Annotated in this window: 25 protein-coding genes; 15 read left to right on the top strand and 10 right to left on the bottom strand. The window is 68.8% G+C overall.

Going from position 1 to position 24,091, the window contains the following annotated elements; genetic code table 11:
* Positions 1-9: 9 nt before the first annotated feature.
* The 6 genes from A5659_RS06945 to A5659_RS28885 are packed head-to-tail and all read left to right on the top strand — an operon-like array spanning position 10 to position 5,440.
* Complete coding sequence (locus A5659_RS06945) at positions 10-786, top strand: SDR family oxidoreductase (protein WP_067180020.1); 777 nt, start codon at positions 10-12, stop codon at positions 784-786.
* Positions 773-1,312 (top strand): orotate phosphoribosyltransferase, encoded by a 540-nt coding sequence (gene pyrE, locus A5659_RS06940; RefSeq protein WP_066872534.1) that lies wholly within the window; start codon positions 773-775, stop codon positions 1,310-1,312. Before A5659_RS06945 ends, pyrE begins: the two co-directional genes overlap by 14 nt.
* 36 nt (positions 1,313-1,348) lie before the next feature.
* A complete protein-coding gene (locus A5659_RS06935) occupies positions 1,349-2,263 on the top strand; it encodes a hypothetical protein (RefSeq protein WP_067140393.1) in 915 nt (304 codons plus the stop codon).
* Complete coding sequence (locus A5659_RS06930) at positions 2,260-2,907, top strand: RNA methyltransferase (protein WP_066872333.1); 648 nt, start codon at positions 2,260-2,262, stop codon at positions 2,905-2,907. The genes A5659_RS06935 and A5659_RS06930 overlap by 4 nt, the downstream gene beginning before the upstream one ends.
* A gap of 50 nt (positions 2,908-2,957) precedes the next feature.
* Positions 2,958-4,091 (top strand): glycoside hydrolase family 76 protein, encoded by a 1,134-nt coding sequence (locus A5659_RS06925; RefSeq protein ID WP_066872336.1) that lies wholly within the window; start codon positions 2,958-2,960, stop codon positions 4,089-4,091.
* A complete protein-coding gene (locus A5659_RS28885; RefSeq protein WP_066872339.1) occupies positions 4,088-5,440 on the top strand; it encodes a 3-oxoacid CoA-transferase in 1,353 nt (450 codons plus the stop codon). The genes A5659_RS06925 and A5659_RS28885 overlap by 4 nt, the downstream gene beginning before the upstream one ends.
* Before the next feature lie 21 nt (positions 5,441-5,461).
* Here the strand turns inward: A5659_RS28885 and A5659_RS06915 are convergent, their stop codons facing one another.
* The gene (locus A5659_RS06915; RefSeq protein WP_066872341.1) at positions 5,462-6,154 is read right to left on the bottom strand and encodes a DedA family protein; all 693 of its coding nucleotides are present in this window, start codon (positions 6,152-6,154) and stop codon (positions 5,462-5,464) included.
* 141 nt (positions 6,155-6,295) lie between these two features.
* Here A5659_RS06915 and fbaA point away from each other — a divergent pair, with 141 nt between their 5' ends.
* Positions 6,296-7,330, top strand: coding sequence for a class II fructose-bisphosphate aldolase (gene fbaA, locus A5659_RS06910; RefSeq protein WP_067179999.1), 1,035 nt, complete (start codon positions 6,296-6,298; stop codon positions 7,328-7,330).
* Between the two features lie 76 nt (positions 7,331-7,406).
* Here the strand turns inward: fbaA and A5659_RS06905 are convergent, their stop codons facing one another.
* Positions 7,407-8,276, bottom strand: coding sequence for a hypothetical protein (locus tag A5659_RS06905; RefSeq protein ID WP_066872347.1), 870 nt, complete (start codon positions 8,274-8,276; stop codon positions 7,407-7,409).
* A 120-nt stretch (positions 8,277-8,396) separates the two neighbouring features.
* On the opposite strand from A5659_RS06905, the gene A5659_RS06900 reads away from it, so the two are divergent.
* On the top strand, positions 8,397-8,810 hold the full coding sequence (locus A5659_RS06900; RefSeq protein ID WP_066872538.1) for a DUF3151 domain-containing protein: 414 nt from the start codon (positions 8,397-8,399) through the stop codon (positions 8,808-8,810).
* 4 nt (positions 8,811-8,814) lie between these two features.
* On the opposite strand, the gene A5659_RS06895 is transcribed toward A5659_RS06900, so the two are convergent.
* Genes A5659_RS06895 through A5659_RS06885 form a run of 3 tightly spaced genes read right to left on the bottom strand, consistent with a single transcriptional unit; the run spans position 8,815 to position 11,122 of the window.
* Positions 8,815-9,711 (bottom strand): cation diffusion facilitator family transporter, encoded by an 897-nt coding sequence (locus A5659_RS06895; protein WP_066879941.1) that lies wholly within the window; start codon positions 9,709-9,711, stop codon positions 8,815-8,817.
* A gap of 40 nt (positions 9,712-9,751) precedes the next feature.
* Positions 9,752-10,534, bottom strand: coding sequence for a site-2 protease family protein (locus A5659_RS06890; RefSeq protein WP_066872353.1), 783 nt, complete (start codon positions 10,532-10,534; stop codon positions 9,752-9,754).
* Positions 10,535-10,543: 9 nt separating this feature from the next.
* Positions 10,544-11,122, bottom strand: coding sequence for a peptidase M50 (locus A5659_RS06885; protein ID WP_231997760.1), 579 nt, complete (start codon positions 11,120-11,122; stop codon positions 10,544-10,546).
* A 408-nt stretch (positions 11,123-11,530) separates the two neighbouring features.
* Between A5659_RS06885 and A5659_RS06880 the strand changes: the two genes are divergently transcribed.
* From A5659_RS06880 to A5659_RS06855, 6 genes are all read left to right on the top strand, one after another.
* The gene (locus A5659_RS06880; protein WP_369829362.1) at positions 11,531-12,439 is read left to right on the top strand and encodes a histidine phosphatase family protein; all 909 of its coding nucleotides are present in this window, start codon (positions 11,531-11,533) and stop codon (positions 12,437-12,439) included.
* A gap of 103 nt (positions 12,440-12,542) precedes the next feature.
* Positions 12,543-13,841, top strand: a complete 1,299-nt coding sequence (locus A5659_RS06875; RefSeq protein ID WP_067179994.1) for an adenylosuccinate synthase — start codon at positions 12,543-12,545, stop codon at positions 13,839-13,841.
* Positions 13,838-14,485, top strand: coding sequence for a PaaI family thioesterase (locus A5659_RS06870; protein WP_066872365.1), 648 nt, complete (start codon positions 13,838-13,840; stop codon positions 14,483-14,485). Before A5659_RS06875 ends, A5659_RS06870 begins: the two co-directional genes overlap by 4 nt.
* Positions 14,486-14,582: 97 nt before the next feature.
* A complete protein-coding gene (gene purT / locus A5659_RS06865; protein WP_067179991.1) occupies positions 14,583-15,839 on the top strand; it encodes a formate-dependent phosphoribosylglycinamide formyltransferase in 1,257 nt (418 codons plus the stop codon).
* A 172-nt stretch (positions 15,840-16,011) separates the two neighbouring features.
* Positions 16,012-16,452 (top strand): rhodanese-like domain-containing protein, encoded by a 441-nt coding sequence (locus A5659_RS06860; protein ID WP_066879951.1) that lies wholly within the window; start codon positions 16,012-16,014, stop codon positions 16,450-16,452.
* A gap of 17 nt (positions 16,453-16,469) precedes the next feature.
* A complete protein-coding gene (locus tag A5659_RS06855) occupies positions 16,470-17,696 on the top strand; it encodes an O-succinylhomoserine sulfhydrylase (protein WP_067179988.1) in 1,227 nt (408 codons plus the stop codon).
* Here A5659_RS06855 and A5659_RS06850 read toward each other — a convergent pair.
* From A5659_RS06850 to A5659_RS06830, 5 genes are all read right to left on the bottom strand, one after another.
* Complete coding sequence (locus A5659_RS06850; protein ID WP_067179985.1) at positions 17,693-19,072, bottom strand: NAD(P)/FAD-dependent oxidoreductase; 1,380 nt, start codon at positions 19,070-19,072, stop codon at positions 17,693-17,695. The genes A5659_RS06855 and A5659_RS06850 overlap by 4 nt on opposite strands.
* Positions 19,073-19,940: 868 nt before the next feature.
* Positions 19,941-20,567 carry a hypothetical protein gene (locus tag A5659_RS06845; RefSeq protein WP_066872379.1) on the bottom strand — a complete coding sequence of 209 codons (627 nt, stop codon included), beginning with the start codon at positions 20,565-20,567 and terminating at the stop codon, positions 19,941-19,943.
* The gene (locus tag A5659_RS06840) at positions 20,564-21,235 is read right to left on the bottom strand and encodes a TetR/AcrR family transcriptional regulator (RefSeq protein WP_067179982.1); all 672 of its coding nucleotides are present in this window, start codon (positions 21,233-21,235) and stop codon (positions 20,564-20,566) included. The genes A5659_RS06845 and A5659_RS06840 overlap by 4 nt, the downstream gene beginning before the upstream one ends.
* Positions 21,235-22,383, bottom strand: a complete 1,149-nt coding sequence (locus A5659_RS06835; protein WP_066872384.1) for an acyl-CoA dehydrogenase family protein — start codon at positions 22,381-22,383, stop codon at positions 21,235-21,237. Before A5659_RS06835 ends, A5659_RS06840 begins: the two co-directional genes overlap by 1 nt.
* A gap of 10 nt (positions 22,384-22,393) precedes the next feature.
* Positions 22,394-23,578, bottom strand: a complete 1,185-nt coding sequence (locus tag A5659_RS06830) for an acyl-CoA dehydrogenase (RefSeq protein WP_067140420.1) — start codon at positions 23,576-23,578, stop codon at positions 22,394-22,396.
* Between the two features lie 137 nt (positions 23,579-23,715).
* Between A5659_RS06830 and A5659_RS06825 the strand changes: the two genes are divergently transcribed.
* Positions 23,716-24,087, top strand: coding sequence for a DUF3054 domain-containing protein (locus A5659_RS06825; protein WP_067179979.1), 372 nt, complete (start codon positions 23,716-23,718; stop codon positions 24,085-24,087).
* Positions 24,088-24,091 lie beyond the last annotated feature (4 nt).

The following is a 24,091-nucleotide window of genomic DNA, read 5'->3' as shown; positions in this document are numbered from 1 at the left end:
ATGTCGCTCATGCCTCGCCCCGTCGCCCTGATCACCGGGCCTACGTCCGGAATCGGCGCCGGGTTCGCGCGACGCTATGCCAGCGACGGCTACGACCTGGTCCTGGTCGCCCGCGATGTCGACCGCCTGACCGGACTGTCCGAGGAACTGCAGCAACACTCCGGTTCCGTCGAGATTCTGCCCGCCGACCTGGCCGATACGGCCGGCCGTCAGCGCGTCTGTGACCGGCTCGCGGCCGGGGGAGTGCGCGTCCTGGTCAACAATGCCGGCTTCGGCACCTCCGGCGACTTCTGGTCCGCCGACCCCGCGCTGCTGCAGTCCCAGCTCGACGTCAACGTCACCGCGGTCATGCACCTGACCCGCGCCGCGCTGCCCGCCATGCTGGCGGCCGGCGCGGGCACCGTCGTCAACATCGCCAGCATCGCCGGGCTGGTGCCCGGGCGCGGGTCGACGTATTCGGCGTCCAAGGCGTGGGTGATCTCGTTCAGCGAGGGCCTGTCGGTGGGCCTGCAGGGCACCGGGGTGTCCGTGCACGCCGTGTGCCCGGGCTACGTGCACACCGAATTTCACGACCGCGCTGGGATCGACATGGCCAAGTCGCCGTCGTTCATGTGGCTCGAGGTCGACGATGTGGTCAGCCAGAGCCTGGCCGATATCGCCCGCGGCAAGGTGATCAGCATTCCGGGCCTGCAGTACAAGGCGATCATCGCCGCCGAGCGCCTGCTGCCGCGGACCCTGATGCGGGCCGTCACCAAACGAATCGGGAGTGGCCGTGGCCGGACCTGACCTCGAAGAGCTGGCGGAGCTGGTGCGGCGCCTGTCGGTGGTGCACGGGCGGGTCACGCTGTCCTCCGGCAAGGAGGCCGACTACTACGTCGACCTGCGCCGGGCCACCCTGCACCACCGCGCCTCGGCATTGATCGGCACGCTGATGCGCGACCTGACCAGCGACTGGGACTACGCCGTCGTCGGCGGCCTGACGCTGGGCGCCGACCCGGTGGCCACCGCCGTCATGCACGCGCCGGGCCGGCCGATCGACGCCTTCGTGGTGCGCAAGTCGGCGAAAACCCATGGGCTGCAACGCCTTATCGAAGGCTCCGAGGTATCCGGCAAGCGGGTGCTGGTCGTCGAGGACACCAGCACCACCGGCAACTCGGCGCTGACCGCGGTGCGCGCCGTACAGGAGGCGGGTGGCGACGTGGTGGGGGTGGCCACGGTGGTGGACCGCGCCACCGGCGCCGCCGAGGCCATCGAGGCCGAGGGGCTGCCCTATCGAAGCGTGCTCGGGCTCGCCGATCTGGGGCTGAGCTAGTTGCCGGCTGATCTTCGTAGCCCGAGCCGCTGAATCATGCGTAGCGCCCTCGCGATGCTCGCGTGCGTGGTGGCCTGCCTGGCCGGCTGCTCGTCCTCCAGCCAGCCGGTGCGTCCCTACGGCGCCCAGGGCGCGCGGCTCGGTGAATCGCTGGCGCTGCTGGGCTGGAACATGTCGGTGTCGAATCTGCGCTGGGACGGCGACTACGTGCTGGTCGACGTCGACGCCAGCCCGGCCTCGGCCAAGGACCCGCACGCCAAAGCCGAGGACATCCGCTTCGGGCTCTACGGCGCGCTGGCCCACCCCCTCGAGACCGCGGGCCTGGGCAGCTGTGACAAATCCTTCCAAGCGAAGACCACCAATGTGCGCGACGTCCCCGCGCCGCTCTCGGCGTCCCGCGACCGGCTTACCGGCACGGTTTGCCTTGGGCCGCTGAAGGATCGAAGCCAGGTGCGCGGCGTCTACGGCTACTCGCCGCGCGACCGGATCCCGGACAGCTCGTCGGCCTACCCGGTCGCCTTCCCGGTGGGGCTGCTGCCCACCAACCCCAACGACAGCGGCGGGTTGGCGGTCAAGACCGCCAGCCTGTCGGCATGGCGCGCCGACGGCAAGCCGGTGACCAAGATGCAGCTGGGTGATCCGGGAGCGTTCACCGGCAACGGCTACATGCTGTTGGGGTTGGAGGCCACCGCCGTCGCGGCCCGCTACCGCGACGAGTCCGTCAAGCGCGGCGGGCCGATGATGCTGCTGGCCTCGCCGACCCTGCCCGCCCCGGGACTGAACCCGGCCTGCTCGACCTACGGGTCGTCGGTGCTGATCCTGCCCGACGCGTCGTTGGATGCAGTGCACGTCAACGCGTCGCTGTGCACCCAGGGCGAGATCAACGACGCGCTGCTGTACGCGACGCTGGCCATCGACGGCACGCACGCCGGGGTGTGGACGCAGCGATGAGCGGACCTGGGCCCACCGAATGGTCCGCGACCCCGCCCGCTGGCGTCGGCCCGTGGCGGGGCGAGCTCCCCGAAGACCCGCGCTATGACCCAATCCTGTTGCGCGAGGGCGACACTCGCAACGTCGTCGACGCCTACCGGTACTGGACGCGCGAGGCGATCATCGCCGACATCGACCGGCGCCGGCATCCCCTGCACGTCGCGATCGAGAACTTCGGCCACGACGCCAATATCGGTTCGGTGGTGCGCACCGCCAACGCCTTCGCGGTGCACACCGTGCACATCGTGGGGCGGCGGCGATGGAATCGCCGGGGCGCCATGGTCACCGATCGCTATCAGCGGTTGTGCCATCACGACAGCACCGCCGAGCTGCTCGCCTTCGCGGCCGACGCCGGCCTGACGGTGGTGGCCGTCGACAACGTGCCGGGCGCCGCGCGCCTGGAGGAGGCCACGCTGCCACGCGAGTGCCTGCTGGTGTTCGGTCAGGAGGGCCCCGGCATCACCGACGACACCCGCACGGGCGCAACGCTGACGGTGTCGATCGCGCAGTTCGGCTCCACGCGCAGCATCAACGCCGGCGTCGCCGCCGGCATCGCCATGCACGCCTGGGTCAAGCAGCACGCCGATCTGTCCCAGGCCTGGTAGCCCGGACGCCGTACGCGCACAGTCAACCGGGTGCGGCAGGATCGACAGGTATGGATCAGCTCTGGGTCAACCGCGCGGCCAGCAGCGAAGCCGCTGTCACGCAACGACACCTGAAACGCCTCTGGGGACTTCCCGCGACGCAGCTGGGGGTGGTCGCCTGGCCGGCGACGCGGCGCGACCGCTGGTTCGGCACCTGGCACTACTGGTGGCAGGCGCATCTGCTCGATTGCCTGGTCGACGCCCAGCAGCGGGATCCGCAGCCGCACCGCCACACCGAGATCAACCGGCAGGTCCGCTCGCACCGGCTGCGCAACAACTTCTCCTGGGTCAACAGCTACTACGACGACATGGCCTGGCTGGCGCTGGCGCTCGAACGCGCCGCCCGGATCGCCGGCGTGCAGCGCCGCCGCGCCCTGCCCAAGCTCGCCGCGCAGTTCGTCAAGGCCTGGGCGCCCGAGGACGGCGGCGGGATCCCCTGGCGCAAGTCCGACCAGTTCTTCAACGCCCCGGCCAACGGCCCGGCCGGGATTTTCCTCGCGCGTTACGGCGACCACCTGAAACGCGCTGAGCAGATGGGGAATTGGATCGACCAGACGTTGATCGACCCGGAGACCCACCTGGTGTTCGACGGCGTCAAGGACGGTTCGCTGGTGCGCGCGCAGTACACCTACTGCCAGGGCGTGGTGCTCGGGCTGGAGACCGAGCTGGCCGCCCGCACCGCGGTCGAGGTCAGGCAGCGTCACGCCGCCCGGGTGCACCGGCTGGTCGCGGCGGTGGACGAACACATGGCGCCGGCGGGCGTGCTGGCCGGGGCCGGCGGCGGGGACGGCGGTCTGTTCGCCGGGGTGACCGCCCGCTACCTGGCGCTGGTGGCCACCACGCTGCCGGGGGAGTCGGCCGACGACGCGCTGGCGCGCGACACCGCCCGGCGGATCGTGCTGGCCAGCGCGAAGGCGGCCTGGGACAACAGGCAGACGGTGGACGGGCTGCCGGTGTTCGGCCCGTTCTGGGACCGCGACGCCCAGCTGCCCACGGCGGGCGGCAAAGAAGCGGAATTCGTCGAGGGCGCGGTGATGGCCTCCGAGGTCGCCGAGCGGGACCTGTCGGTGCAGCTGTCGGGGTGGATGCTCATGGAGGCCGCCTGTAACGTCTCCGCCGAGTCGAAGAACGGGAGCACCCTGTGAGCAATAAGGTTCACCACGATGCAGAGTCGGCTCTGCACGGCCTGCTGAAGGACGGCATCACCATCGCCGCTGGCGGATTCGGTCTGTGCGGCATTCCGGAGAAGCTGATCCAGGCCCTGGTCGACAGCGGCATAAAGGACCTCACCATCGTCGGAAACAACGCCGGCGTAGACGATTTCGGCATGGGACTGCTGCTCAAGGGACGCCAGGTGAAGAAGGTGATCGCCTCCTACGTCGGCGAGAACAAGGAATTCGAACGCCAGGTGCTGGCCGGCGAGCTGGACCTGGTGCTGACGCCGCAGGGCACGCTGGCCGAGAAGTTGCGCGCCGGCGGCGCGGGCATCCCCGGCTTTTACACCCGCACGGCCTTCGGCACCAACCTCGCCGAGGGCAAGGACACCCGGGTCTTCGACGGCATCGAATACGTTCTGGAAGAAGGCATCCGGGCCGACGTCGCGATCGTCAAGGCGTGGAAGGGCGACACCGCCGGCAATCTCGTGTACCGCAAGACGGCGCGCAACTTCAACCCGATGATCGCCACCTGCGGCGCGGTCACGGTGGCCGAGGTCGAGGAGCTGGTCGAGGTCGGCGAGCTGGACCCCGACCTGATCCACACCCCGGGCATCTACGTCGACCGCATCATCGAGGGCACCGGCTACGAGAAGCGCATCGAGTTCCGCACCACCAGCGGCGGCGCCGCGCTGAAAAGCGACAGCCCCCTTCGCGAGCGAATGGCCCAGCGCGCCGCCCAGGAACTGCGCGACGGCTTCTACGTCAACCTGGGCATCGGCATCCCGACGTTGGTGGCCAACTTCATTCCCGACGGCATCAAGGTCACCCTGCAATCGGAGAACGGCCTGCTCGGCATCGGGGCCTACCCGAGCGAGGACACCGTCGACCCCGATCTGATCAACGCGGGCAAGCAGACCATCACCAGCCTGCCCGGGTCGAGCTTCTTCTCGAGCGCCGATTCCTTCGCGATGATCCGCGGCGGCCACATCGACCTGTCCATCCTGGGCGCGCTCGAGGTCGCCGAAAACGGCGACCTGGCCAACTGGATGGTGCCCGGCAAGATGGTCAAAGGCCCAGGCGGCGCAATGGATTTGGTGTCCGGGGTCAAGCGCGTGATCGTGCTGATGGATCACACCGCCAAAGACGGCAGCCCGAAGATCCTCAGCCAGTGCACGCTGCCGCTCACCGGCAAGAACGTGGTCGACATGATCATCACCAACCTGTGCGTCTTCGACGTCGAACCGGGACAGGGGCTGGTGCTCACCGAATTGCAGCCCGGCGTCACGGTCGAGGACGTCCGCGCCAAGACGGGCTGCGACTTCAAAGTCGCGCTCTGATCCCGCGCCGGCGGTGGCCGGCTATTCGGCCGCCGGCAGCCGCTCGGGTTCGCGGTCCTCGGCGCTGTGCGCGTGGCGGCGTCCCCGATAGCTGCGCCAGGCGGCGACGAACGCCGGCATCAGCGAGACGAGCAGGATGGCCAGCAGGATCTTCTGCAGGTTGTGGTGCACGAACGGCACGTTGCCCAGAAAGTAGCCGGCCAGCGTCACGCCGCCGCCCCAGAGGATGCCGCCGACGATGTCGAAGCCCAAAAACACCGGGTAGCGCATGTAGGACACCCCGGCGACCACCGGTGTGAACGTCCGGATGAACGGCGCGAACCGGGCCAGGATGATCGCCCAGGGGCCGTACTTCTCGAAGAACGCGTGCGACTCGGTCACATGGTGCTTCTTGAAGAACCGCGAGTCTTCCTTCTTGAACAGCGCCGGGCCGATGCGCCGGCCGATGAAATACCCGGTCTGGTCGCCGAGGATCGCCACGGTGGCGACGGCGGGGGCCAGCACCCAGATGCTGGCCGGCGGATTGGGGTGCGCCGCCAGCAGGCCGCCGGTGAACAGGAGCGACTCGCCCGGCAACAGCGGAAACAGCAGCCCGGTCTCGATGAAGACGATGATCAGGATGCCGGGCAGCACCGCCGAACCGAAGACGCCGTTGGCGCCCAACCAGTACATGGGGTCGAAGATGTCGGGCAGGGCCGTCACGGCGGTGCTCATGATTCCTCAACATACCGGCGAAACGACCCCGGCCCGCACGGACCGGACCTTAAGGCCCGTACTAACCCGCGCCGCGCTTCGCCGGGTAGCTGTCGACCACGCATCCGTGGTTGGGTAGGACCAGCCGTCAGGAGGTGTCTGATGCCCATCGCCACGCCCGAGGTCTACGCCGAGATGCTGCGACGCGCCAAGGAGGATGCCTATGCCTTCCCGGCGATCAACTGCACGTCGTCGGAGACGGTGAACGCGGCCCTCAAAGGCTTCGCCGACGCCGGCAGCGACGGAATCATCCAATTCTCCACCGGCGGTGCGGAATTCGCCTCGGGGCTGGGTGTCAAGGACATGGTGGCCGGTGCGGTGGCGCTGGCCGAGTTCACCCGCTGCATCGCCGACAGATATCCGGTCAACGTTGCGCTGCACACCGACCATTGCCCCAAGGACAAGCTGGACACCTATGTCCGCCCGCTGCTGGCCATCTCGGCCGAACGGGTCGCGGCGGGCAAAGACCCGCTGTTCGGGTCGCACATGTGGGACGGCTCGGCCGTGCCGATCGACGAGAACCTGGTGATCGCGCGCGACCTGCTCAAGGACGCGGCGGCCGCCAAGATCATCCTCGAGATCGAGATCGGCGTGGTGGGCGGCGAAGAGGACGGCGTCGCCAATGAGATCAACGACAAGCTCTACACCACCCCCGACGACTTCGAGAAGACCATCGACGCGCTGGGCCACGGCGAGCACGGCAAGTACCTGCTCGCCGCCACCTTCGGCAACGTCCACGGGGTCTACAAGCCCGGCAACGTCAAGCTGCGCCCCGACATCCTGGCGCAGGGCCAGAAGGTGGCTGCGGCCAGGCTGGGACTGCCCGCCGAGGCCAAGCCGTTCGACTTCGTCTTCCACGGCGGGTCCGGGTCGCTGACGTCGGAGATCGAGGAGGCGCTGCGCTACGGCGTGGTGAAGATGAACGTCGACACCGACACCCAGTACGCGTTCACCCGCCCGATCGCCGGTCACATGTTCGCCAACTATGACGGCGTGCTCAAGGTCGACGGCGAGGTCGGCGTCAAAAAGGTCTACGACCCCCGCAGCTACCTCAAGAAGGCCGAGGCGTCGATGTCCGAGCGGGTGGTGCAGGCCTGCACCGACCTGCATTGCGCCGGAAAGTCGGTGGGCGCCTAGCCGCTCCCCGGTTGCCCGGGCGCTCGGCACCGGTTGCCCGGCTGGCCGGGCGTTCGGCACGAGACGGCGGAAAAAGCTAGCCGCTGGCGGACTGGCAGACCTTCCATTGGTCGTCGCGGTACTGCAGATCCAGGCTGCGGGTCGAGCGCAGCTGCGGGTCATAGGCCATGAACGTGGTGACGTTCGCCTCGGCGTGCTGGCCGTTGACCACCACCTGGTCGATGCTGGCGATCACCGGATACTGCTTGGCCGCCGACACCCGTCGGTAGGTCTCGTCCCACGCGTGCTCGTCGTAGTCGGCGTAGCCGTCGCGGGTGGTGCCGCAGGTGATGGTGCGCAGCGTGGTCAGGTCACCGCGCTGGATCGCGACGTCGAAATTCTGGATGGTGTGACGAACCTGGTCTTCCTGCGAGACGCCGGCGTGCTTGCCGCGGGTCAGCAGCACCGTGCCCAGGATCGCGATCGCCGCCAGCGCCAGCACGATCACCACCAGCGCCAGTATCCAGCCCCAGTTGAACTGCCGCGAGGTGCGCAGCTTCCCCCCGAACCGCGGCGGAATCGATTGCGGGACAGCGGCTTTGGGCGGTGCGCCGAACTGCGTGGTGGCGTCTCCCGGCGGCGTCGCGAACACCTCGGTGGCGGGTTCGGCGGTGGTGTTGATGATCGCGGTCTCTTTGGCGTCGAAGCCGGGCGCGGTGAAGCGCCGTTCGCGCTGCGGCCCATCCGCGATTTCTTCGGGGCCGCTCTGCGGGTCGGGCCTGTTGATCACCACGGTCTCCGTCTCGGAGTCGGTGGGGACCATGGGGACGCTCTCGGTGGCGTCTTCTCCGGTGTCGAAGCCGGACTCGGCCCCCCATTCGTCGCTCGGTTCGGTGCGCGAATCGCGTGGGTCGAACCCGGGCCGTTTCGGCGCGCCGCCGCGGTCGGGTTCGGATGGGTTGGGCATGAGTACTACTGTCCTCCCGCTTCGTGGGGTAGTTGCAGAGCTTAGCGACCGAGTACCCGGCTCGCGGCGATGGCCGAGGTGCGTCACGCGGGCAAAACGAGCGAGCTGCAGAATAGAGCCATGACGCCGATGGGAGATCTTCTAGGGCCCGACCCGATCCTGCTGCCCGGAGATGCCGATGCCGAGGCGGAACTGCTCGCCGGTGAAAAGGCGGGCATCGTCGCCGCCGCGCATCCGACCGCGTCGGTGGCCTGGGCGGCACTGGCCGAGCAGGCGCTGGCCGACGACCAGGCCATCACCGCCTACGCCTACGCCCGCACCGGCTACCACCGCGGCCTGGACCAGCTGCGCAGAAACGGCTGGAAGGGCTTCGGCCCAGTGCCCTATTCGCACGAACCCAACCGCGGCTTCCTGCGGTGTGTGGCGGCCCTGGCGCGCGCCGCCGACACCATCGGCGAAACCGACGAATACTCGCGCTGCCTGGACCTGCTCGACGATTGCGACCCCGAGGCGCGCCCGGCGCTGGGGCTGTGACGCCTTAGAAGCTGTCCGAACAATCGCTGTCGTCGGGGCAGTCGATCTGCACGGTGGCGTGCTCGAGCCCGCGAGCCGACAGCACGGCGCGCGCGTCGTGCAGAACCCGGGCCGAGTCGCCGGCGCTGATCAGGTGTGCGGTGCACATGTCCTTGCCGGGGGAGAGCGTCCACACGTGCAGGTCGTGCACGTCGATCACGCCGTCGACGGCCTCGAGCGCGGCGCGCAGTTCCTCGACGTCGATGTGGGTAGGCGACGATTCGGAGAGGATCCGCAGCGCGTCGCGGGCCAGCGCGACGGCGCGGGGCAGCACCCACAGCGCGACCAGCACGGCCACCACCACGTCGGCGTAGGGCCAGTGCGTCGTCACCGTCACCACACCGGCGATCAGCACGCCCAGGCTGCCCACGGTGTCGGCGACCACCTCCATGTAGGCGCCCTTGACCGCCAGGCTGCCCGACGAGTGCGAACGCAACAGCAGCGCGACGACGAGATTGGCGGCCAGCCCCGCCAGCGCGACCACGATCATCGGCACGCCGGGTACGGTCGGAGCTTCGCTGAGCCGCCGGATGGCCTCGTAGAGGATGAACACCGCGACGCCGATCAGCAGCGCCGCGTTGGCGACGGCGGTGAACACCTCGGCGCGATGCCAGCCGTAGGTGCGGGCGGGTGACGAGCTGCCGCGGCGGGCCAGCGTGACCGCGGCCAGCCCCATGAACACCGCGACGACGTCGGTCAGCATGTGGCCGGCGTCGGCCAGCAGCGCGATCGAGTTGATCAGCAACGAGGTGGCCAGCTCCACCACGAAGAACGCCGCCAGGATCGCGGCGGCCGCGACCATGCGCGGGATCACCCGAGCGTCGTCCGTCTCGGCCGGGGTGTGGTTGTGGCCTGCGCCCATGGCGCGAAATATATGCGCAATAGCGCATATATGGCAAGGGTCAGAACCAGCGGCTCCAGAACCGGGTCAGCGCGTTGCCCCAGCCCACCAGCACGTCCGGCACACCGGACAGGTCGAACAGCGACAGCACCAGCCCGAAGAACCACTGGTTGAGCACGGGGGCCAGCAGCAGGAACAGCAAGATGACGAAGCCCCACTGCTTGGCCGGCGCCAGCGCCCGCTGGGTGTCGCGGCTCAGGTGCGGCTCCAGGGCGTCGTATCCGTCCAGGCCCGGGATGGGCAGCAGGTTGAGCAGCACGGCCGTGAGCTGAAGGAACGCGAGGAAGGCCACGCCGGACCACAGCACGACGTGCCTTGGGTCGAAGAACAACCGCGTCACCACCAGCAGCAGCACCGCGAGCGCGAGGTTGGCCGCCGGGCCGGCAAGGCTGACCAGGGTGCGCCGGGCCGGCGTCATGAACCAGGTCCGCACGTAGACCGCCGCGCCGGGCAGGCCGATTCCGCCCAGCAGGATGACGACCATGGGTAGCGCCAGCGACAACCCGGGATGGGCGTAGCGGCGCGGGTCCAGGGTCAGGTACCCGCGCACGGAGTCATCGTGATCGCCGAACCGCCAGGCGGTCAGCGCGTGACCGAATTCGTGCAGGCACAGCGACACCAGCCAGCCGGCGATGACGAAGACGAAGACCCCGGCGTAGGCCAGCGGCCGCGCGCTGGCCCCGGCCGACCAGGCCAGCGCGCCGCCGCCGGCCGTCAGCCCGAGCAGGCCTAGAAAGATCGGGCTGGGCCGTACCGATTCGTGTTGGGAGGCAGGGAAGCTCACCGATCGAAACTAGCGGACCAGCAGCCAGCCTTCGATGTGGCGGTAGAACGCCGATCGCCGCGCGGTGCGGGGCGCGAAGACACCGTCGCGCAGCACGGCGACGCCCGTGCTGCCCAGTTGGGCCGCGCGGCCGGTGACCCAGTGGCGCCACGGCCGGCCGACGATCGCCGCGCGCAGCCCCGGCATGGCCAGCGTCGGCTCGATCCACACCCCGGCGACGTCCCCGTCGAACAGCGTGGTGTCGTCGACCACCGCCTCGCCATGGATGGACCGTGCGTCATCCGGCGGCACCCAGCCGGCCCGCCCGACGATCACCGACCCGGTCTCGTCGCGGATCAGCGGCACCCGCCGCGGCACACCACGCCCGGCGCGGCGCGCCGCCCGGCGCCCGGCCGGCAGGCGATAGATCCGGGTCGCGCGGGTGCGCCGGCGCGGCACGTAGGCCACCTCGATGTCGAGGCGCTCGGCACGCAACAGCCGGGTCAGCACAGCGGCCAGCTCGGCGTCGCCGCCCAGCACGACCAGCCGCCGATACGGGCCGATGGCGGCGTCGACGTCGGTTTCGCCGGTGACCCGGTGGGTGTGCATGTCCCGCAGTGGTCGGTAGAGGGGCCGTCCGCCGAACACCAGGACCGCGGCGCCCCGATCTCCTTGCGTCACAGTCCATCCAATCACGCACTAGTCAATGTCATTGGCTCCCAACATCTCTGGCCAGATGCGCACTGCGACGCCGCAAGTGCTCGTCATAACGACACAGTCACAACATGGTGTCGACTACGAAAGTTGTTGCAACGCTGCCGGTAAACAACCGGATACTTTACTCCTGCCACAGGGCCGACGTTGCGCGGAATCCCGCCACGAGTGGTTGAGGGAACGGAGAACTACCATTCGCCGATTTACCGTCGTCTTGTCAACCGCGCGAACCGCATTGGTCGCGGCGGGTGCCGGCCCCACCCGCCTCCGTTGCTGACGGGGCAGCTCCGCCGCGTCGGCGCCGTGTGGCTTTCAATCGTCCTGCTGTGCAACGGATCTGCGAAGGCCTCGGCCGACGAATCGATCGTTATCGACCTGGTGCGGCATGGGCAGTCGACGGCCAATGCGGCGGCCCTGATCGACACCGCGCCGCCCGGAGCGTCGCTCACCGCGCTTGGTCAGCAGCAGGCTCAGACCGTCGCCGGCGTGCTCGCGGCGAAGGGCCCGGTCGCCGCGATCTTCGCGTCGCAGTTGATCAGGACGCAGCAGACCGCGGCGCCGTTGGCTGCCGCGTTGGGGATGAATGTGCAGGCGTTGCCGGGGCTCAACGAGATCGACGCCGGCGCCTTCAACGGCCAGCCGCAGGTCAGCCTCGGCGGACTGGCCTACCTGCTGGCACCGGTCGCGTGGATGCTCGGGCTGCGGATCGTGCCGATGCTGGCCCCCGGATCCACCGACGCCAACGGGTACGAGTTCCGCAGGCGTTTCAACGGCGCGCTGCAAACCGTGTACGGCAATGCCGCGACCAACGCGGGCGGCTTCAACGACGTGCTCCAGACGATGTATGCCAGTGCGGTCGCCAACCCGGTCCGCGCCGCGAACGGCAGGATCACCGAGGTGGCGTTCTCCAGCGAATTCGCCATCGGCGTCGGGACGATGATGACCGTCAGAAACCCCGATCCGTTGCTCCTGCTTTTCGATCCGCTGCCCAACACGGGCATCGTCGTGATCCAGGGCAGCCCCCGCGATGGCTGGACGCTGATCAGCTGGAACGGGAAACCGGTGCACGCGGGTTGGTCGGGCACCAAGAACGCTCGGGGCGCCAACGGCCTGTGCCTGATGTTGGACCCGTCGACCAGGACCGGCGTATGCGCGACCAAACCGCCCGCGACGGCAAGTGCGCCGGTCGCGGCGTCTCCTGGCTTAAGCTGATTTGCCCGGCTCAGTCGGCCACCGGCGGCCCGCGCGGCCGCCAGGCTAGGGTGGGTCACCGGCTGGACCACAATACGCAGGCGAGATCAGGTGGGAGCGTGTCATGCCGGCAATCGTCCTCATCGGCGCCCAATGGGGCGACGAGGGCAAAGGGAAGGCCACCGATTTGCTCGGTGGGCGAGTGCAGTGGGTGGTGCGCTACCAGGGCGGCAACAACGCCGGACACACCGTCGTCTTGCCCACCGGCGAGAATTTCGCGCTGCACCTGATCCCGTCGGGGGTGCTCACCCCCGGCGTCACCAACGTCATCGGCAACGGGGTGGTGGTCGACCCCGGCGTCCTGCTGGACGAGCTCAAGGGCCTCGAGGACCGCGGCGTCGACACCTCCAAACTGCTCATCTCCGCCGACGCGCACCTGCTGTTGCCCTACCACGTCGCCATCGACAAGGTCACCGAGCGCTACATGGGCAACAAGAAGATCGGCACCACCGGCCGCGGCATCGGGCCCTGCTACCAGGACAAGATCGCCCGCATCGGCATCCGGGTCGCCGACGTGCTCGACCGGGAGGTGCTGACGCACAAGGTCGAAGCCGCGCTGGAGCTGAAAAACCAGATCCTGGTCAAGATCTACAACCGCAAGGCGCTCGACCCGCACCAGGTGGTCGAAGCCCTGCTGGAGCAGGCCGAGGGTTTCCGCCAGCGCATCGCCGACACCCGGCTGCTGCTCAACACCGCGCTGGAGGCCGGCGAAGCGGTCCTGCTGGAAGGCTCGCAGGGCACCCTGCTCGACGTCGACCACGGCACCTATCCCTATGTGACGTCGTCGAATCCGACGGCCGGCGGCGCCGCCGTGGGGTCGGGCATCGGGCCCACCCGGATCACCGCCGTGCTGGGGATCCTCAAGGCCTACACCACCCGGGTGGGTTCGGGCCCGTTCCCCACCGAGCTGTTCGACGAGTACGGCGAGTACCTGTCGAAGACGGGCGGTGAATTCGGCGTCACCACCGGACGGCGCCGGCGCTGCGGCTGGTTCGACGCCGTCATCGCCCGCTACGCCACCCGGGTCAACGGCATCACCGACTTCTTTCTGACCAAGCTCGACGTGCTGTCCAGCCTGGAGACGGTTCCGGTGTGTGTGGGCTACCGGATCGACGGGGCACGCATCCACGAGATGCCGATGACGCAAAGCGATTTGGCGCGCGCCGAGCCCGTTTACGAGGAGTTGCCCGGTTGGTGGGAGGACATCTCGCACGCCAGGGAATTCGACGATCTGCCTGCCAAGGCGCGCGACTACGTACTGCGACTGGAAGAGCTTGCCGGAGCGCACATTTCGTGCATCGGCGTGGGCCCCGGGCGCGAACAGACCATCGTGCGCCGCGACGTGCTGGCAGCCCGCCCGTGACGGATGCGGCCCAGGATCCCAAAGACCTCGACCCCGAATACGAACACCACGGCGGCTTCCCGGAATACGGGGTGGCCAGCCCGGGCCCGGGCTTCGGGCGGTTCGTGGCGGCCATGCGGCGCTTGCAGGACCTCGCGGTGTCGGCCGACCCCGACGACGACGTATGGGACGACGCGGCCGACCGTGTCACGGCGCTGACCGAGCTGCTCGGTCCGTTCCAGGCCGCCGTGGAGGGACAGGCGCCCGCCGGGCGCACCCCCGACCTGCCCGGCATGGGCAGCCTGTTGTTGCCGCCGTGGACGCTGACGCGATACGAGCCCGACGGCTGCGAGATGCAGGGCCGCTTCACCCGGTTTCACGTCGGTGGCAACTACGCGGTGCACGGCGGCGTGCTGCCGCTGCTGTTTGACCACATGTTCGGGATGGTCTCGCACGCCTCGAACCGCCCGATCAGCCGCACGGCGTTCCTGCATGTGGACTACCGCAAGATCACCCCGATCGATGTGCCGCTGGTGGTCCGCGGACGGGTCACCGGCACCGAGGGGCGCAAGGCGTTCGTGTCGGCGGAATTGGTCGACACCGACGGCGCGCTGCTGGCCGAGGCCAACGGCCTGATGGTGCAGTTACTCCCAGGCCAGCCCTAGGCTAGGTGGCCCGCTTCCTCAGCGCCCCGCTACGGGGGCCGCATCGTCAGCGGGCGGCTCGACCGGCGCACCACAGGAACCGACCTATCCTTGAGCCGTGACTGACGGCCTGACCGACGGACGGGACGACGAGACGACGGCGCTCGTGGTGCCCCAGCAAGCGCCGGCGCGCGCCGAAGCCCCGCCCGCGGCGCCCGCCGACGGCAGGCCCACGGTGGTGCTGCTGGGTGCCGGCGAGATCGGCCGGGAGTTGGCGATCGACCTGGGGCGTCTTGGGGCGCGGGTGATCGCCGTCGACGCGCGCCCGCACGCGCCCGCCCAGGGCGTGTCCGATCAGGCGCTGGTGCTGCCGCTCAGCGACGCCGCCGAGCTGTCCGCGGCGCTGCAACGGCTGCAACCCGACTTCGTGGTGACCGCGACCGACACCGTCGCCGCCGAGGCCCTCGACCGGATCGCCACCGGATCCGGTGCCGAGCACCCCGTGCTGGTGCCCAGCGCTCGCGCCGTGCGCCTGAGCGCGGACCGCGAGGGCCTGCGCCGGTTGGCCGCCGACGAGCTGGGGCTGCCCACCGCGCCGTTCTGGTTCGTCGGGTCGTTGGGCGAACTCGAGGCGGTGGGCGCGCACGCGGGATATCCGCTGTTGGTCAAGCCGGTGGCCGGGCCCAGCGGGTCGGGCCAGTCGGTGGCGGCGCGCCGCGAGGACCTCGGCCCCGCCTGGCAGCGGGCGGTGGGCGGTCATGCGGGCCCCGGCCAGTCCCGGGTGCTGGCCGAAACCGTGGTCGAAGTGGAGTTCTACGTGACGCTGCTGGCGGTGCGCAGCGAAGGCCCGGCGGGCTCGTCGATCGAATTCTGTTCGCCCATCGGTCATCGCGGCTCCGGCGGGCAGGTGCTGGAATCCTGGCAGCCGCAGAAGTTGAGCGCTGCGGCGACCGACGCCGCGAGGTCGATCGCCGCGCGGATCGTCAAGGCACTGGGCGGCCGCGGCGTCTTCGCGGTCGAACTGATGATCAACGGCGACGAGGTGTACTTCGTCGACGTCACCGCACACCCGACCGATAGCGCCTGGGTGACGCTGCGCAGCCAGCGCCTGTCCGCGTTCGAGCTGCAGGCCCGCACGGTCTTGGGCCTGCCGGTGGACACCATGATGGTGTCGCCGGCCGCCACCCGCGCGATCGAGCCGGCCGACTCCCATGACCCCGCCGCGCTCAGCGGCGCGCTGAGCGTGCCCGAAAGCGATCTGCGTGTCCTCGGACGCGGTTACCGGGCCCTGGCCACCGCGCCCGAGGTGACGGCCGCGCGGGAGCGCGCCGGCCAGGTCGCCGGCCGGCTGGCCGCGCCGCAGTCACCCGCCTGAGCGGGCCGGTACTTCGCGCGAATCCACCGCCGCCAAGCGGGTACCGCGTAAGGCCTCGATACCATCTCAGGTCAGGTAATCGCTGTGGGTCCGGGGGAATCCGGCCGGGGCTTGAGCGCCCGGGCGCGGATAGTGTGGCTGACAACGCGTACGAAGAACGAGGGATACGAGCATGAGCACAGAGCGCGCACACTCCTACGCGGGCGACATCACGCCGCTGGAGGCATGGAAGCTGCTCAGCGACAACCCCAACGCCGTGCTGGTCGACGTGCGCACCGACGCCGAATGGCGATTCGTCGGTGTGCCCGATCTGTCCAGCCTCGGCCGCGAGGTGTTGTTCCTGGAGTGGAATTCGTCCGACGGACGGCGCAACGAGAATTTCGCCGAGCAACTGCGCGAGCAGGTTGCGTCGGCGCAGGCCGACGCGGAACGCCCGGTGCTGTTCCTGTGTCGCTCGGGAAATCGCTCCATCGGCGCCGCCGAGGTGGCCACCGAGCTGGGCATCACACCGGCCTACAACATCCTGGACGGCTTCGAGGGTCAACTCGACGCCAACGGTCACCGGGGCGAAACCGGTTGGCGGGCCATCGGATTGCCTTGGAAACAGGGCTGAACAGGGCTGAAACGGCGATGAAACCGGCCGACGACGGCTCCATTCGCACGCCCGCGGCGCTGCCCGACGGAGTCAGCCAGGCGACCATCGGCGTGCGCGGCGGGCTGTTGCGTTCGGGTTTCGACGAGACCGCCGAGGCGATGTATCTGACGTCGGGCTATGTCTACGAGTCCGCGGCGGTGGCGGAGCAGTCGTTCACCGGCGAGGTGGATCACTTCGTCTACTCGCGCTACGGCAACCCGACCGTGTCGATGTTCGAGGAGCGGCTGCGCCTGTTGGAAGGGGCGCCCGCGGCCTTCGCCACCGCGAGCGGCATGGCGGCGGTGTTCACCTCGCTGGGGGCGTTGCTGGGGGCGGGGGACCGGCTGGTGGCATCGCGCAGCCTGTTCGGTTCCTGTTTCGTGGTGTGCAACGAGATCCTGCCGCGGTGGGGGGTCGAAACCGTCTTCGTCGACGGTGACGACCTGGCGCAGTGGGAGCAGGCATTGTCGGTGCCCACCACGGCGGTGTTCTTCGAGACGCCGTCGAATCCGATGCAGTCACTGGTGGATATCACCGCGGTGTGCGAGCTTGCCCACGCCGCGGGCGCAAAGGTGGTGCTGGACAATGTTTTTGCCACACCACTTCTGCAGCAGGGCATTCCGCTCGGCGTCGACGTGGTGGTGTATTCCGGCACCAAGCACATCGACGGCCAGGGCCGGGTGCTCGGCGGGGCCATCCTGGGCGACAAGGAGTACATCGACGGCCCGGTGCAGAAGCTGATGCGGCACACCGGCCCGGCGATGAGCGCGTTCAACGCCTGGGTATTGGTGAAAGGGCTTGAGACGCTGGCGGTCCGGGTGGAACACAGCAATTCGTCGGCGTTGCGGATCGCCGAATTCCTGGAGAGCCATCCGGCCGTGAGTTGGGTGCGCTACCCGTATCTGTCCTCGCACCCGCAATACGACTTGGCGAAGCGCCAGATGTCCGGCGGCGGAACGGTGATCACCTTCGCGCTGGACTGCCCGGACAGCGTGGCCAAGCAGCGGGCGTTCGAGGTGCTGGACAAGCTGGCGCTGATCGACATCTCGAACAACCTCGGTGACGCCAAATCCCTTGTGACGCATCCCGCGACGACCACGCACCGGGCGATGGGCCCGGAGGGGCGCGCGGCGATCGGGCTCGGCGACGGCGTGGTGCGCATCTCCGTCGGGCTGGAGGGCACCGACGATCTGATCGCCGACATCGACCGGGCGCTGAGTTAGCCGGCCTGTTTTTCGGCGGAGTCGACGTGCTCGGCGGCCGCCAGCGTCCCGTCCTGCGCTTGCCGCTCCAGCCAATCCACCACCGGGCGGGCGTAAATCATCTGGCTGGTGATGGCCATCTGGCCGCGGGTACGGCCGAGGAACGAGATGCCCCAGGCGAACATGGCGGCGATGCGGTTGCGGTGGCCGATCAGGTAGTACAGGTGCAGCACCAGCCATGCCAGCCAGGCGATGAACCCGGCGAACTCCACCTTGCCGACCTGCGCGACGGCGCTGTAGCGCGAGATCAGCGCCATGCTGCCCTTGTTGACGTACTTGAACGGCTTGCGTTCGGCGGGGTCGTCGTCGTCCTTGACCGCGCGCTTGATGACGGTCGCCGCGTATTTGGCGCCCTGGATGGCGCCCTGCGCCATGCCGGGGACGCCCGGCACCGACATCAGGTCGCCGACGACAAAGACGTACGGGTGGCCCTTGACGGTGAGGTCGGGTTCGACGATCACCCTTCCGGCGCGGTCGGTTTCGGTTCCGCTGGACTGCTCGGCGAGCATCGCGCCCAGGGAGCTGGCCTGCACCCCCGCCGCCCACACCTTGCACGCGCATTCGATGCGGCGCTCGCCGCCGTCCTGCTCCTTGACCGTGATGCCCATGTAGTCGACCGCGGTCACCATCGCGTTCAGCTGCACCTCGACGTCCATCTTCTCCAGCCGGCGTTGCGCCTTGAGGCCGAGTTTCGGCCCCATCGGCGGCAGCACCGCGGGCGCCGCGTCCAGCAGGATGACGCGGCATTCGCTGGGGGTGATGGTCCGGAAGGCCCCGGCCAGGGTGCGCTCGGCCAGCTGCACGATCTCGCCAGCCAGTTCCACCCCGGTGGGCCCGGCCCCGACCACCACGAAGGTCAGGCGGCGTTTGCGCTCGGCCGGATCCGTGGCGACCTCGGCCGCTTCGAAGGCGCCCAGGATGCGGCCGCGCAACTCCAGGGCGTCGTCGATGCTCTTCATCCCGGGCGCGAAGGCGGCGTATTCGTCGTGGCCGAAGTAGGACTGCTGTGCGCCGGCGGCCACGATCAGGCTGTCGTAGGGCGTCACCGTCTCCATGCCCATCAGGTGGGATGTGACCGTCCTGGCGGTGAGGTCGATGGCCGAGACTTCGCCCCACAGCACCCGGACGTTGCGCTGGCGGCGCAGGATCAGCCTGGTGGTCGGCGCGATGTCGCCCTCGGACAGGATGCCGGTGGCCACCTGATACAGCAGCGGCTGAAAAAGATGCGTGGTGGTCTTCGAGATCACGGTGATGTCGACGTCGGCGCGCTTGAGCGCCTTGGCCGCGGACAGTCCGCCGAAGCCGCTTCCGATGATGACGACACGATGGCGCGACATGCCTGTCCCTTCTGCGTGGGCCTGGGTGTCGATCTTCCCAGCGCATGTCCACCGTACGACGCCACCCCGCAGAAAGGCGAGCATCCGATGGAACGGCAGCGCCGCGCACGACAGCCACACCAGACCGGCGGGCGCCGCATGACCAGACCCGTTGCAAGGCAACGGGTCTGGAGAACCTCCGGGTGTCGACGCGCGTCAAGGCGCCGCACACCTACCCGAAATGCTTTGTGCGGTGCAGGATCCCGGCCGGAGTCGCGCCGAGCCAGCGACCCGTGTCGCGGCCCCGGCCGGTCACCCGTTGGTCTTCGCTATGCGAAGTGTTGTGCGAACGAAAAGCCACAAATTGCTTTGTGGCTTTTCGGTACTGCTGCTACAGCGTGCAGACGGCTGGCGAGCAGTCGACGGTTAACGGAACCGTGCAAGCCGACGCCATCGGTGCTGCGAGAGCGAGGACCAAGGCGAGGACGATTTTGCTAGTGCGACGTGACATAAGAACCCCCTTCGTCGGGAGAGAATTTCCTGATGCCCGATGCTGAGGAGCATACGTCGTCAATGACTCCCAGATAACGGATTTCGTGAATATTGCGGCACGATTCGTCAAACGGATGATTCGGCGTCACGGGCGGTATGCGGCCGCCTTGGCGGCAATGGAATTTCAGCAAAATCCGGCGGCGGTGAGAAATAGAAATATTCTGCGCCGCTATCCCGGCGAGGCTATATTGGAGCGCTATTCAACCGCTGCTCGGGGCCGGTGCGCGCACACTGGACATGAATTCAAAAGTGCGCCCAAACCGGCGGTGTCCGGGTCGCGGCGAAACCGTCGGGCCGACAATTGGTTTCACCGCCGGGCGGCGGCACCCGCGTCGGCCTAGAACGGCCACGCGTTGGCGTCGGTCTTGTACTTGGCGTTGAGGTCGCTGCAGAAGTCGGCGGCGGTGCCGGCCAGCAGGATGTAATACGTCTCGCCACGGCGGCTTTCGTATGACGTGGGCGTGGTCCAGCCGTTGTTGCACATCGCGGCTTCACCGCCCGCCGCCGACCTGCGCCAGTTGGTCTTGGCACAGGCGATCAGGCCGTCGACGTTGGGTGTGGCGCTCTTGGCCGCGACCAACATCGCGCCTCCCCACTGCCCGTCGTTGCGCCGGTAGGCGCGTGCGCCGAATCCGGCATTGTTGGTCTGGCAGGTCAACGCCCGGCGCAGCAGCGAGAAGGGGCCCGCCAGCTGCTGGTTGGCGACCCCGGCCGCGGCGTTGATGAACTGCGCCGCGTCCGAGCCGTCCACCTCCTGCACCACGTCAGGCTTGCCAAAGCTGAAGAGCTGCTGGGAGATTCCCTGCCCGGCCGTCGAGCCGCCGCCGATGATCGGCCCGCTGCCGCTGGAGGTCATCGCCGGCAGGGCCGCGGCGGGATCGGCGCCCGCCGCGGGCAGGCCGGTGGCGGCGCCCAGGGTCAGCAGCGCGATCGTGCTGCGAAGCCGGCGCGCGGTGAGTTTCATGACTTGTATTTCAGCACGTCCGCGTAGTCGGCGCGGCGGTCGTCGGCAATCAGTCCGGTCAGCAGGTGGCGCGTCTGCAGCGCGATGTACTCATCGAGGCTGTAATTCGTCCCGAAATGCCAGTGCTTGAGCGCCCAGCCGCGGGCGAGCAGCATGACGTCGAACACGGTGAGATCGACGTCGACGTCGCGGAAGGCGCCCCGGGCGATGCCGGCCTCGATCACCGTGCGCAGCGGTGCGGCGGTGGCGATTTCGAGGTCCTTGATCTGCGTGCGACCTGGTCCCCCGAGGGTGCGGCTCTCCCGGTAGGTCAGCACCACGCCGTCGAGGTTCTCGTCGACGATCTCGATATAGCGGCGCACGCCCGCGGTCAGCTGGTCGACGACGTCGTCGCCGGCGGCCGCGATGACCGGTGCCAGTTGGTCGCGGAACGCGTCGAGGATCCGCACGATCGTCGCGAGCAGCAGGTCCTCCTTGCCGCCGAAGTACTTGTAGATCAGGCCGACGGAGACCTTGGCCTCGCGCGCCAGGTCCTGCATGGACATCTGGTGAAACCCGTTGCGGCCCATGACCTTGACCGCGGCGTCGAGCACCTGGCGGCGTCGCGAGTCGGCCCGGGCCGCGCGCACCGCCTCCTCGACGGGCAGCTCGCTGTAGTCGACGGCCATCAGATGCCCAGGTCCTTGGCGATGATCGTCTTCATGATCTCGTTGGTGCCGCCGTAGATGGTTTGGATGCGGGCGTCGACGAAGGCGCGCGCCACGCCGTATTCGCGCATGTAGCCGTAGCCGCCGTGCAACTGCAGGCAGCGGTCGGCGGTGCGCACCTGCAGGTCGGTGGTCCACCACTTGAGCCGCGCGGCGCGCGCGGCGGTCAGCTCGCCGGCCAGGTGCTGGGCCAGGCAGTCGTCGAGATAGGTGCGGGCGATGTCGATTTCGGTGGCCAGTTCGGCGAGGACGAATTGGCTGTTCTGGAAGCTGGCGATCGGTGAGCCGAACGCGGTGCGGTCCCGCACGTAGTCCAGCGTCTGGGCGAGGATGCCTTCCGCTGCGGCCACCGCCCCCACCCCGAGCGCGAGCCGCTCCTGGGGCAGGTTCTTCATCAGCTGGTAGAAGCCCTTGCCCTCGTCCTCGAGCAGATTGGCCCTGGGCACCCGCATGTCGGTGAAGGTGAGCTCGCTGGTGTCCTGGGCGTGCAGGCCGATCTTCTCCAGGTTGCGGCCGCGGGAGAACCCCGGTGTGGTGGGGTCGACGACCAGCAGCGACAGGCCGTGGTGACGGTCCGGCGAGGTGCGCACCGCGACGACGAAGAGGTCGCCGATCTGCCCGTTGGAGATGAAGGTCTTGGCGCCGTTGACGACGTAGTCGTCACCGTCGGGCACCGCCGTCGTGCGGATCCCGGCCAGGTCGCTGCCGGTGCCGGGCTCGGTCATCGCGATGGCGAGCACCGTCTCGCCGGTGACCACGCCGGGCAACCAGCGCCGTTGCTGTTCTGGGGTGGTCAGGTCGGTGAGGTAGGGCAGCACCACGTCGTTTTGCAGCGTGAAGGCGATGGCCTCGGCGGCCGCGCCCGCCCGCTGCAACTCGTCGATGACGATCGCGTTGTAGCGGAAGTCGGCCACGCCCGGGCCGCCGAGGCGCTCGGGTACGGAAAAGCCCAGCAGTCCGAGCTTTCCGGCTTCGATGAACAGCGCGCGATCCCACTGGCCGTCCCGTTCCCACTTCTCGTGATTGGGCACGACCGTCCGGTGCACGAAATCGCGTACCAATTCCCGGAACTGGTGATGCTCGGACGTGTACTCGAGGCGTGCGGCCATGGGTCTGTCGTCAGCGGAAGGCGTCGCTGCCGGTGAACGCCTGGCCGAGGACGAGCTGGTGCATCTCCGGTGTGCCCTCGTAGGTCAGCACCGATTCCAGGTTCACCATGTGCCGGATCACGGGGTATTCCAGCGATATCCCGTTGCCGCCCAATATGGTTCGTGCGGTCCGGCAGATCTTGATCGCTTCGCGGGTGTTGTTGAGTTTGCCGAAGCTGACCTGCTCGGGGCGCAGGCCCACGCTGTCCTTGAGGCGGCCGAGGTGCAGCGAGAGCAGCTGGCCCTTGTGCAGCTCGACCGCCATGTCGACGAGCTTGGCCTGGGTCAGCTGAAATCCGGCGATGGGCCGGCCGAACTGGGTGCGCTGCGTGGCGTAATCCAATGCGGCCTGCCACGCCGAGCGCGCCGCTCCCATGGAGCCCCAGATGATTCCGTAACGGGCCTCGGACAGACAGGACAGCGGCCCGCGCAGCCCCTTGGCCTCGGGCAACATCGCCTCGGCGGGCACCCGCACGTCGTCGAGCACCAACTCGCTGGTAATCGAGGCCCGCAGCGACAGCTTGTGATGAATCGTGTTGGCGGAAAAGCCCGGTGTCTTGGTGGGCACGATGAAGCCGCGAATCCCATCGTCGGTGGTGGCCCACACCACCGCGACGTCGGCCACCGAGCCGTTGGTGATCCACAGCTTGCGGCCGTTGAGCACCCAGTCCGAACCGTCTTGGCGCGCCCGAGTTTTCATCGCGGCGGGGTCGGAGCCGACGTCGGGTTCGGTCAACCCGAAGCAACCGAGCAGCTCACCGGTGGCCATGCCGGGCAGCCATTCCTGCTTCTGCTCCTCGGACCCGAAATTCCAGATCGCGAACATGGCCAGTGAACCCTGCACCGAGACCATCGACCGAAGACCGGAGTCGGCGGCCTCCAGCTCCACGCACGCCAGCCCGTAGTGCACGGCCGAGGCGCCGCCGCAGCCGTACCCCTCCAGGTGCATGCCCAGCAGCCCGAGCTGACCGAAGCCCTTGGCCAGTTCGCGCACCGGGAGGTCGCCGATCTCGAACCACTCCGCCACGTGCGGCAGCACGTTCTCGGCGCAGAATTCCCTGACGGTGTCGCGCACCGCCAGCTCGTCGCTGGATAGCGAGGCGTCGAGGCCGAGCGGGTCGTCGCGGTCGAAGGCGGGCGGTGTCTGAGTGCTCATGTCCTCAGCCTGCCACCGTCGGGCCGCCGGTTACCACCGCCGGACCGGCGGAGTGAATGGGGATTCATTGCTGACGAATTTAAGTTCACCGCGGCTGCGCGGTCAAGGATCATGCGACGTCCCGGTAGTCTCGCTGCATGCTTAGGCTCCGGCGGCCGGCCTGGCTCGCGGTGGATGTCATCGGCGTGCTGGTGTTCTGCGCCGTGGGTCGCCGCAGCCACGACGAAGGTCTCAACATCACCGGCGTCGCCGTGACGGCGTGGCCGTTTCTCACCGGCACCGTCGTCGGGTGGCTCGTCTCCCGCGCGTGGCGCCGGCCGACCGCGGTGGCGCCGACCGGGGTCGTCGTGTGGCTGTGCACGGTGCTCGTCGGCATGCTGTTGCGCAAGGCGACCTTCGCGGGCGTGGCGGTGAGTTTCGTGGTGGTGGCGACGACGGTCACCGCGCTGTTGTTGTTGGGCTGGCGAGTGGCCGCCGGGCTGGCCCTGCGGCGGCGCTCCGGCGTCTGAGGCG

Source organism: Mycobacterium sp. 1165196.3 (assembly GCF_001673415.1).
Classification (GTDB): domain Bacteria; phylum Actinomycetota; class Actinomycetes; order Mycobacteriales; family Mycobacteriaceae; genus Mycobacterium; species Mycobacterium europaeum_A.
This window is presented reverse-complemented; position numbering and strand designations above follow the sequence as displayed.

Bases quoted from the DNA above. Each gene is read 5' to 3' on its own strand.
- A5659_RS06945 (WP_067180020.1), top strand. From the start codon at position 10: ATGCCTCGCCCCGTCGCCCTGATCACCGGGCCTACGTCCGGAATCGGC.
- A5659_RS06935 (WP_067140393.1), top strand. From the start codon at position 1,349: ATGCGTAGCGCCCTCGCGATGCTCGCGTGCGTGGTGGCCTGCCTGGCC.
- A5659_RS06930 (WP_066872333.1), top strand. From the start codon at position 2,260: ATGAGCGGACCTGGGCCCACCGAATGGTCCGCGACCCCGCCCGCTGGC.
- A5659_RS06925 (WP_066872336.1), top strand. From the start codon at position 2,958: ATGGATCAGCTCTGGGTCAACCGCGCGGCCAGCAGCGAAGCCGCTGTC.
- A5659_RS06915 (WP_066872341.1), bottom strand. From the start codon at position 6,154: ATGAGCACCGCCGTGACGGCCCTGCCCGACATCTTCGACCCCATGTAC.
- fbaA (WP_067179999.1), top strand. From the start codon at position 6,296: ATGCCCATCGCCACGCCCGAGGTCTACGCCGAGATGCTGCGACGCGCC.
- A5659_RS06905 (WP_066872347.1), bottom strand. From the start codon at position 8,276: ATGCCCAACCCATCCGAACCCGACCGCGGCGGCGCGCCGAAACGGCCC.
- A5659_RS06900 (WP_066872538.1), top strand. From the start codon at position 8,397: ATGACGCCGATGGGAGATCTTCTAGGGCCCGACCCGATCCTGCTGCCC.
- A5659_RS06895 (WP_066879941.1), bottom strand. From the start codon at position 9,711: ATGGGCGCAGGCCACAACCACACCCCGGCCGAGACGGACGACGCTCGG.
- A5659_RS06885 (WP_231997760.1), bottom strand. From the start codon at position 11,122: ATGCACACCCACCGGGTCACCGGCGAAACCGACGTCGACGCCGCCATC.
- A5659_RS06875 (WP_067179994.1), top strand. From the start codon at position 12,543: ATGCCGGCAATCGTCCTCATCGGCGCCCAATGGGGCGACGAGGGCAAA.
- A5659_RS06860 (WP_066879951.1), top strand. From the start codon at position 16,012: ATGAGCACAGAGCGCGCACACTCCTACGCGGGCGACATCACGCCGCTG.
- A5659_RS06855 (WP_067179988.1), top strand. From the start codon at position 16,470: ATGAAACCGGCCGACGACGGCTCCATTCGCACGCCCGCGGCGCTGCCC.
- A5659_RS06850 (WP_067179985.1), bottom strand. From the start codon at position 19,072: ATGTCGCGCCATCGTGTCGTCATCATCGGAAGCGGCTTCGGCGGACTG.
- A5659_RS06845 (WP_066872379.1), bottom strand. From the start codon at position 20,567: ATGAAACTCACCGCGCGCCGGCTTCGCAGCACGATCGCGCTGCTGACC.
- A5659_RS06840 (WP_067179982.1), bottom strand. From the start codon at position 21,235: ATGGCCGTCGACTACAGCGAGCTGCCCGTCGAGGAGGCGGTGCGCGCG.
- A5659_RS06835 (WP_066872384.1), bottom strand. From the start codon at position 22,383: ATGGCCGCACGCCTCGAGTACACGTCCGAGCATCACCAGTTCCGGGAA.
- A5659_RS06830 (WP_067140420.1), bottom strand. From the start codon at position 23,578: ATGAGCACTCAGACACCGCCCGCCTTCGACCGCGACGACCCGCTCGGC.
- A5659_RS06825 (WP_067179979.1), top strand. From the start codon at position 23,716: ATGCTTAGGCTCCGGCGGCCGGCCTGGCTCGCGGTGGATGTCATCGGC.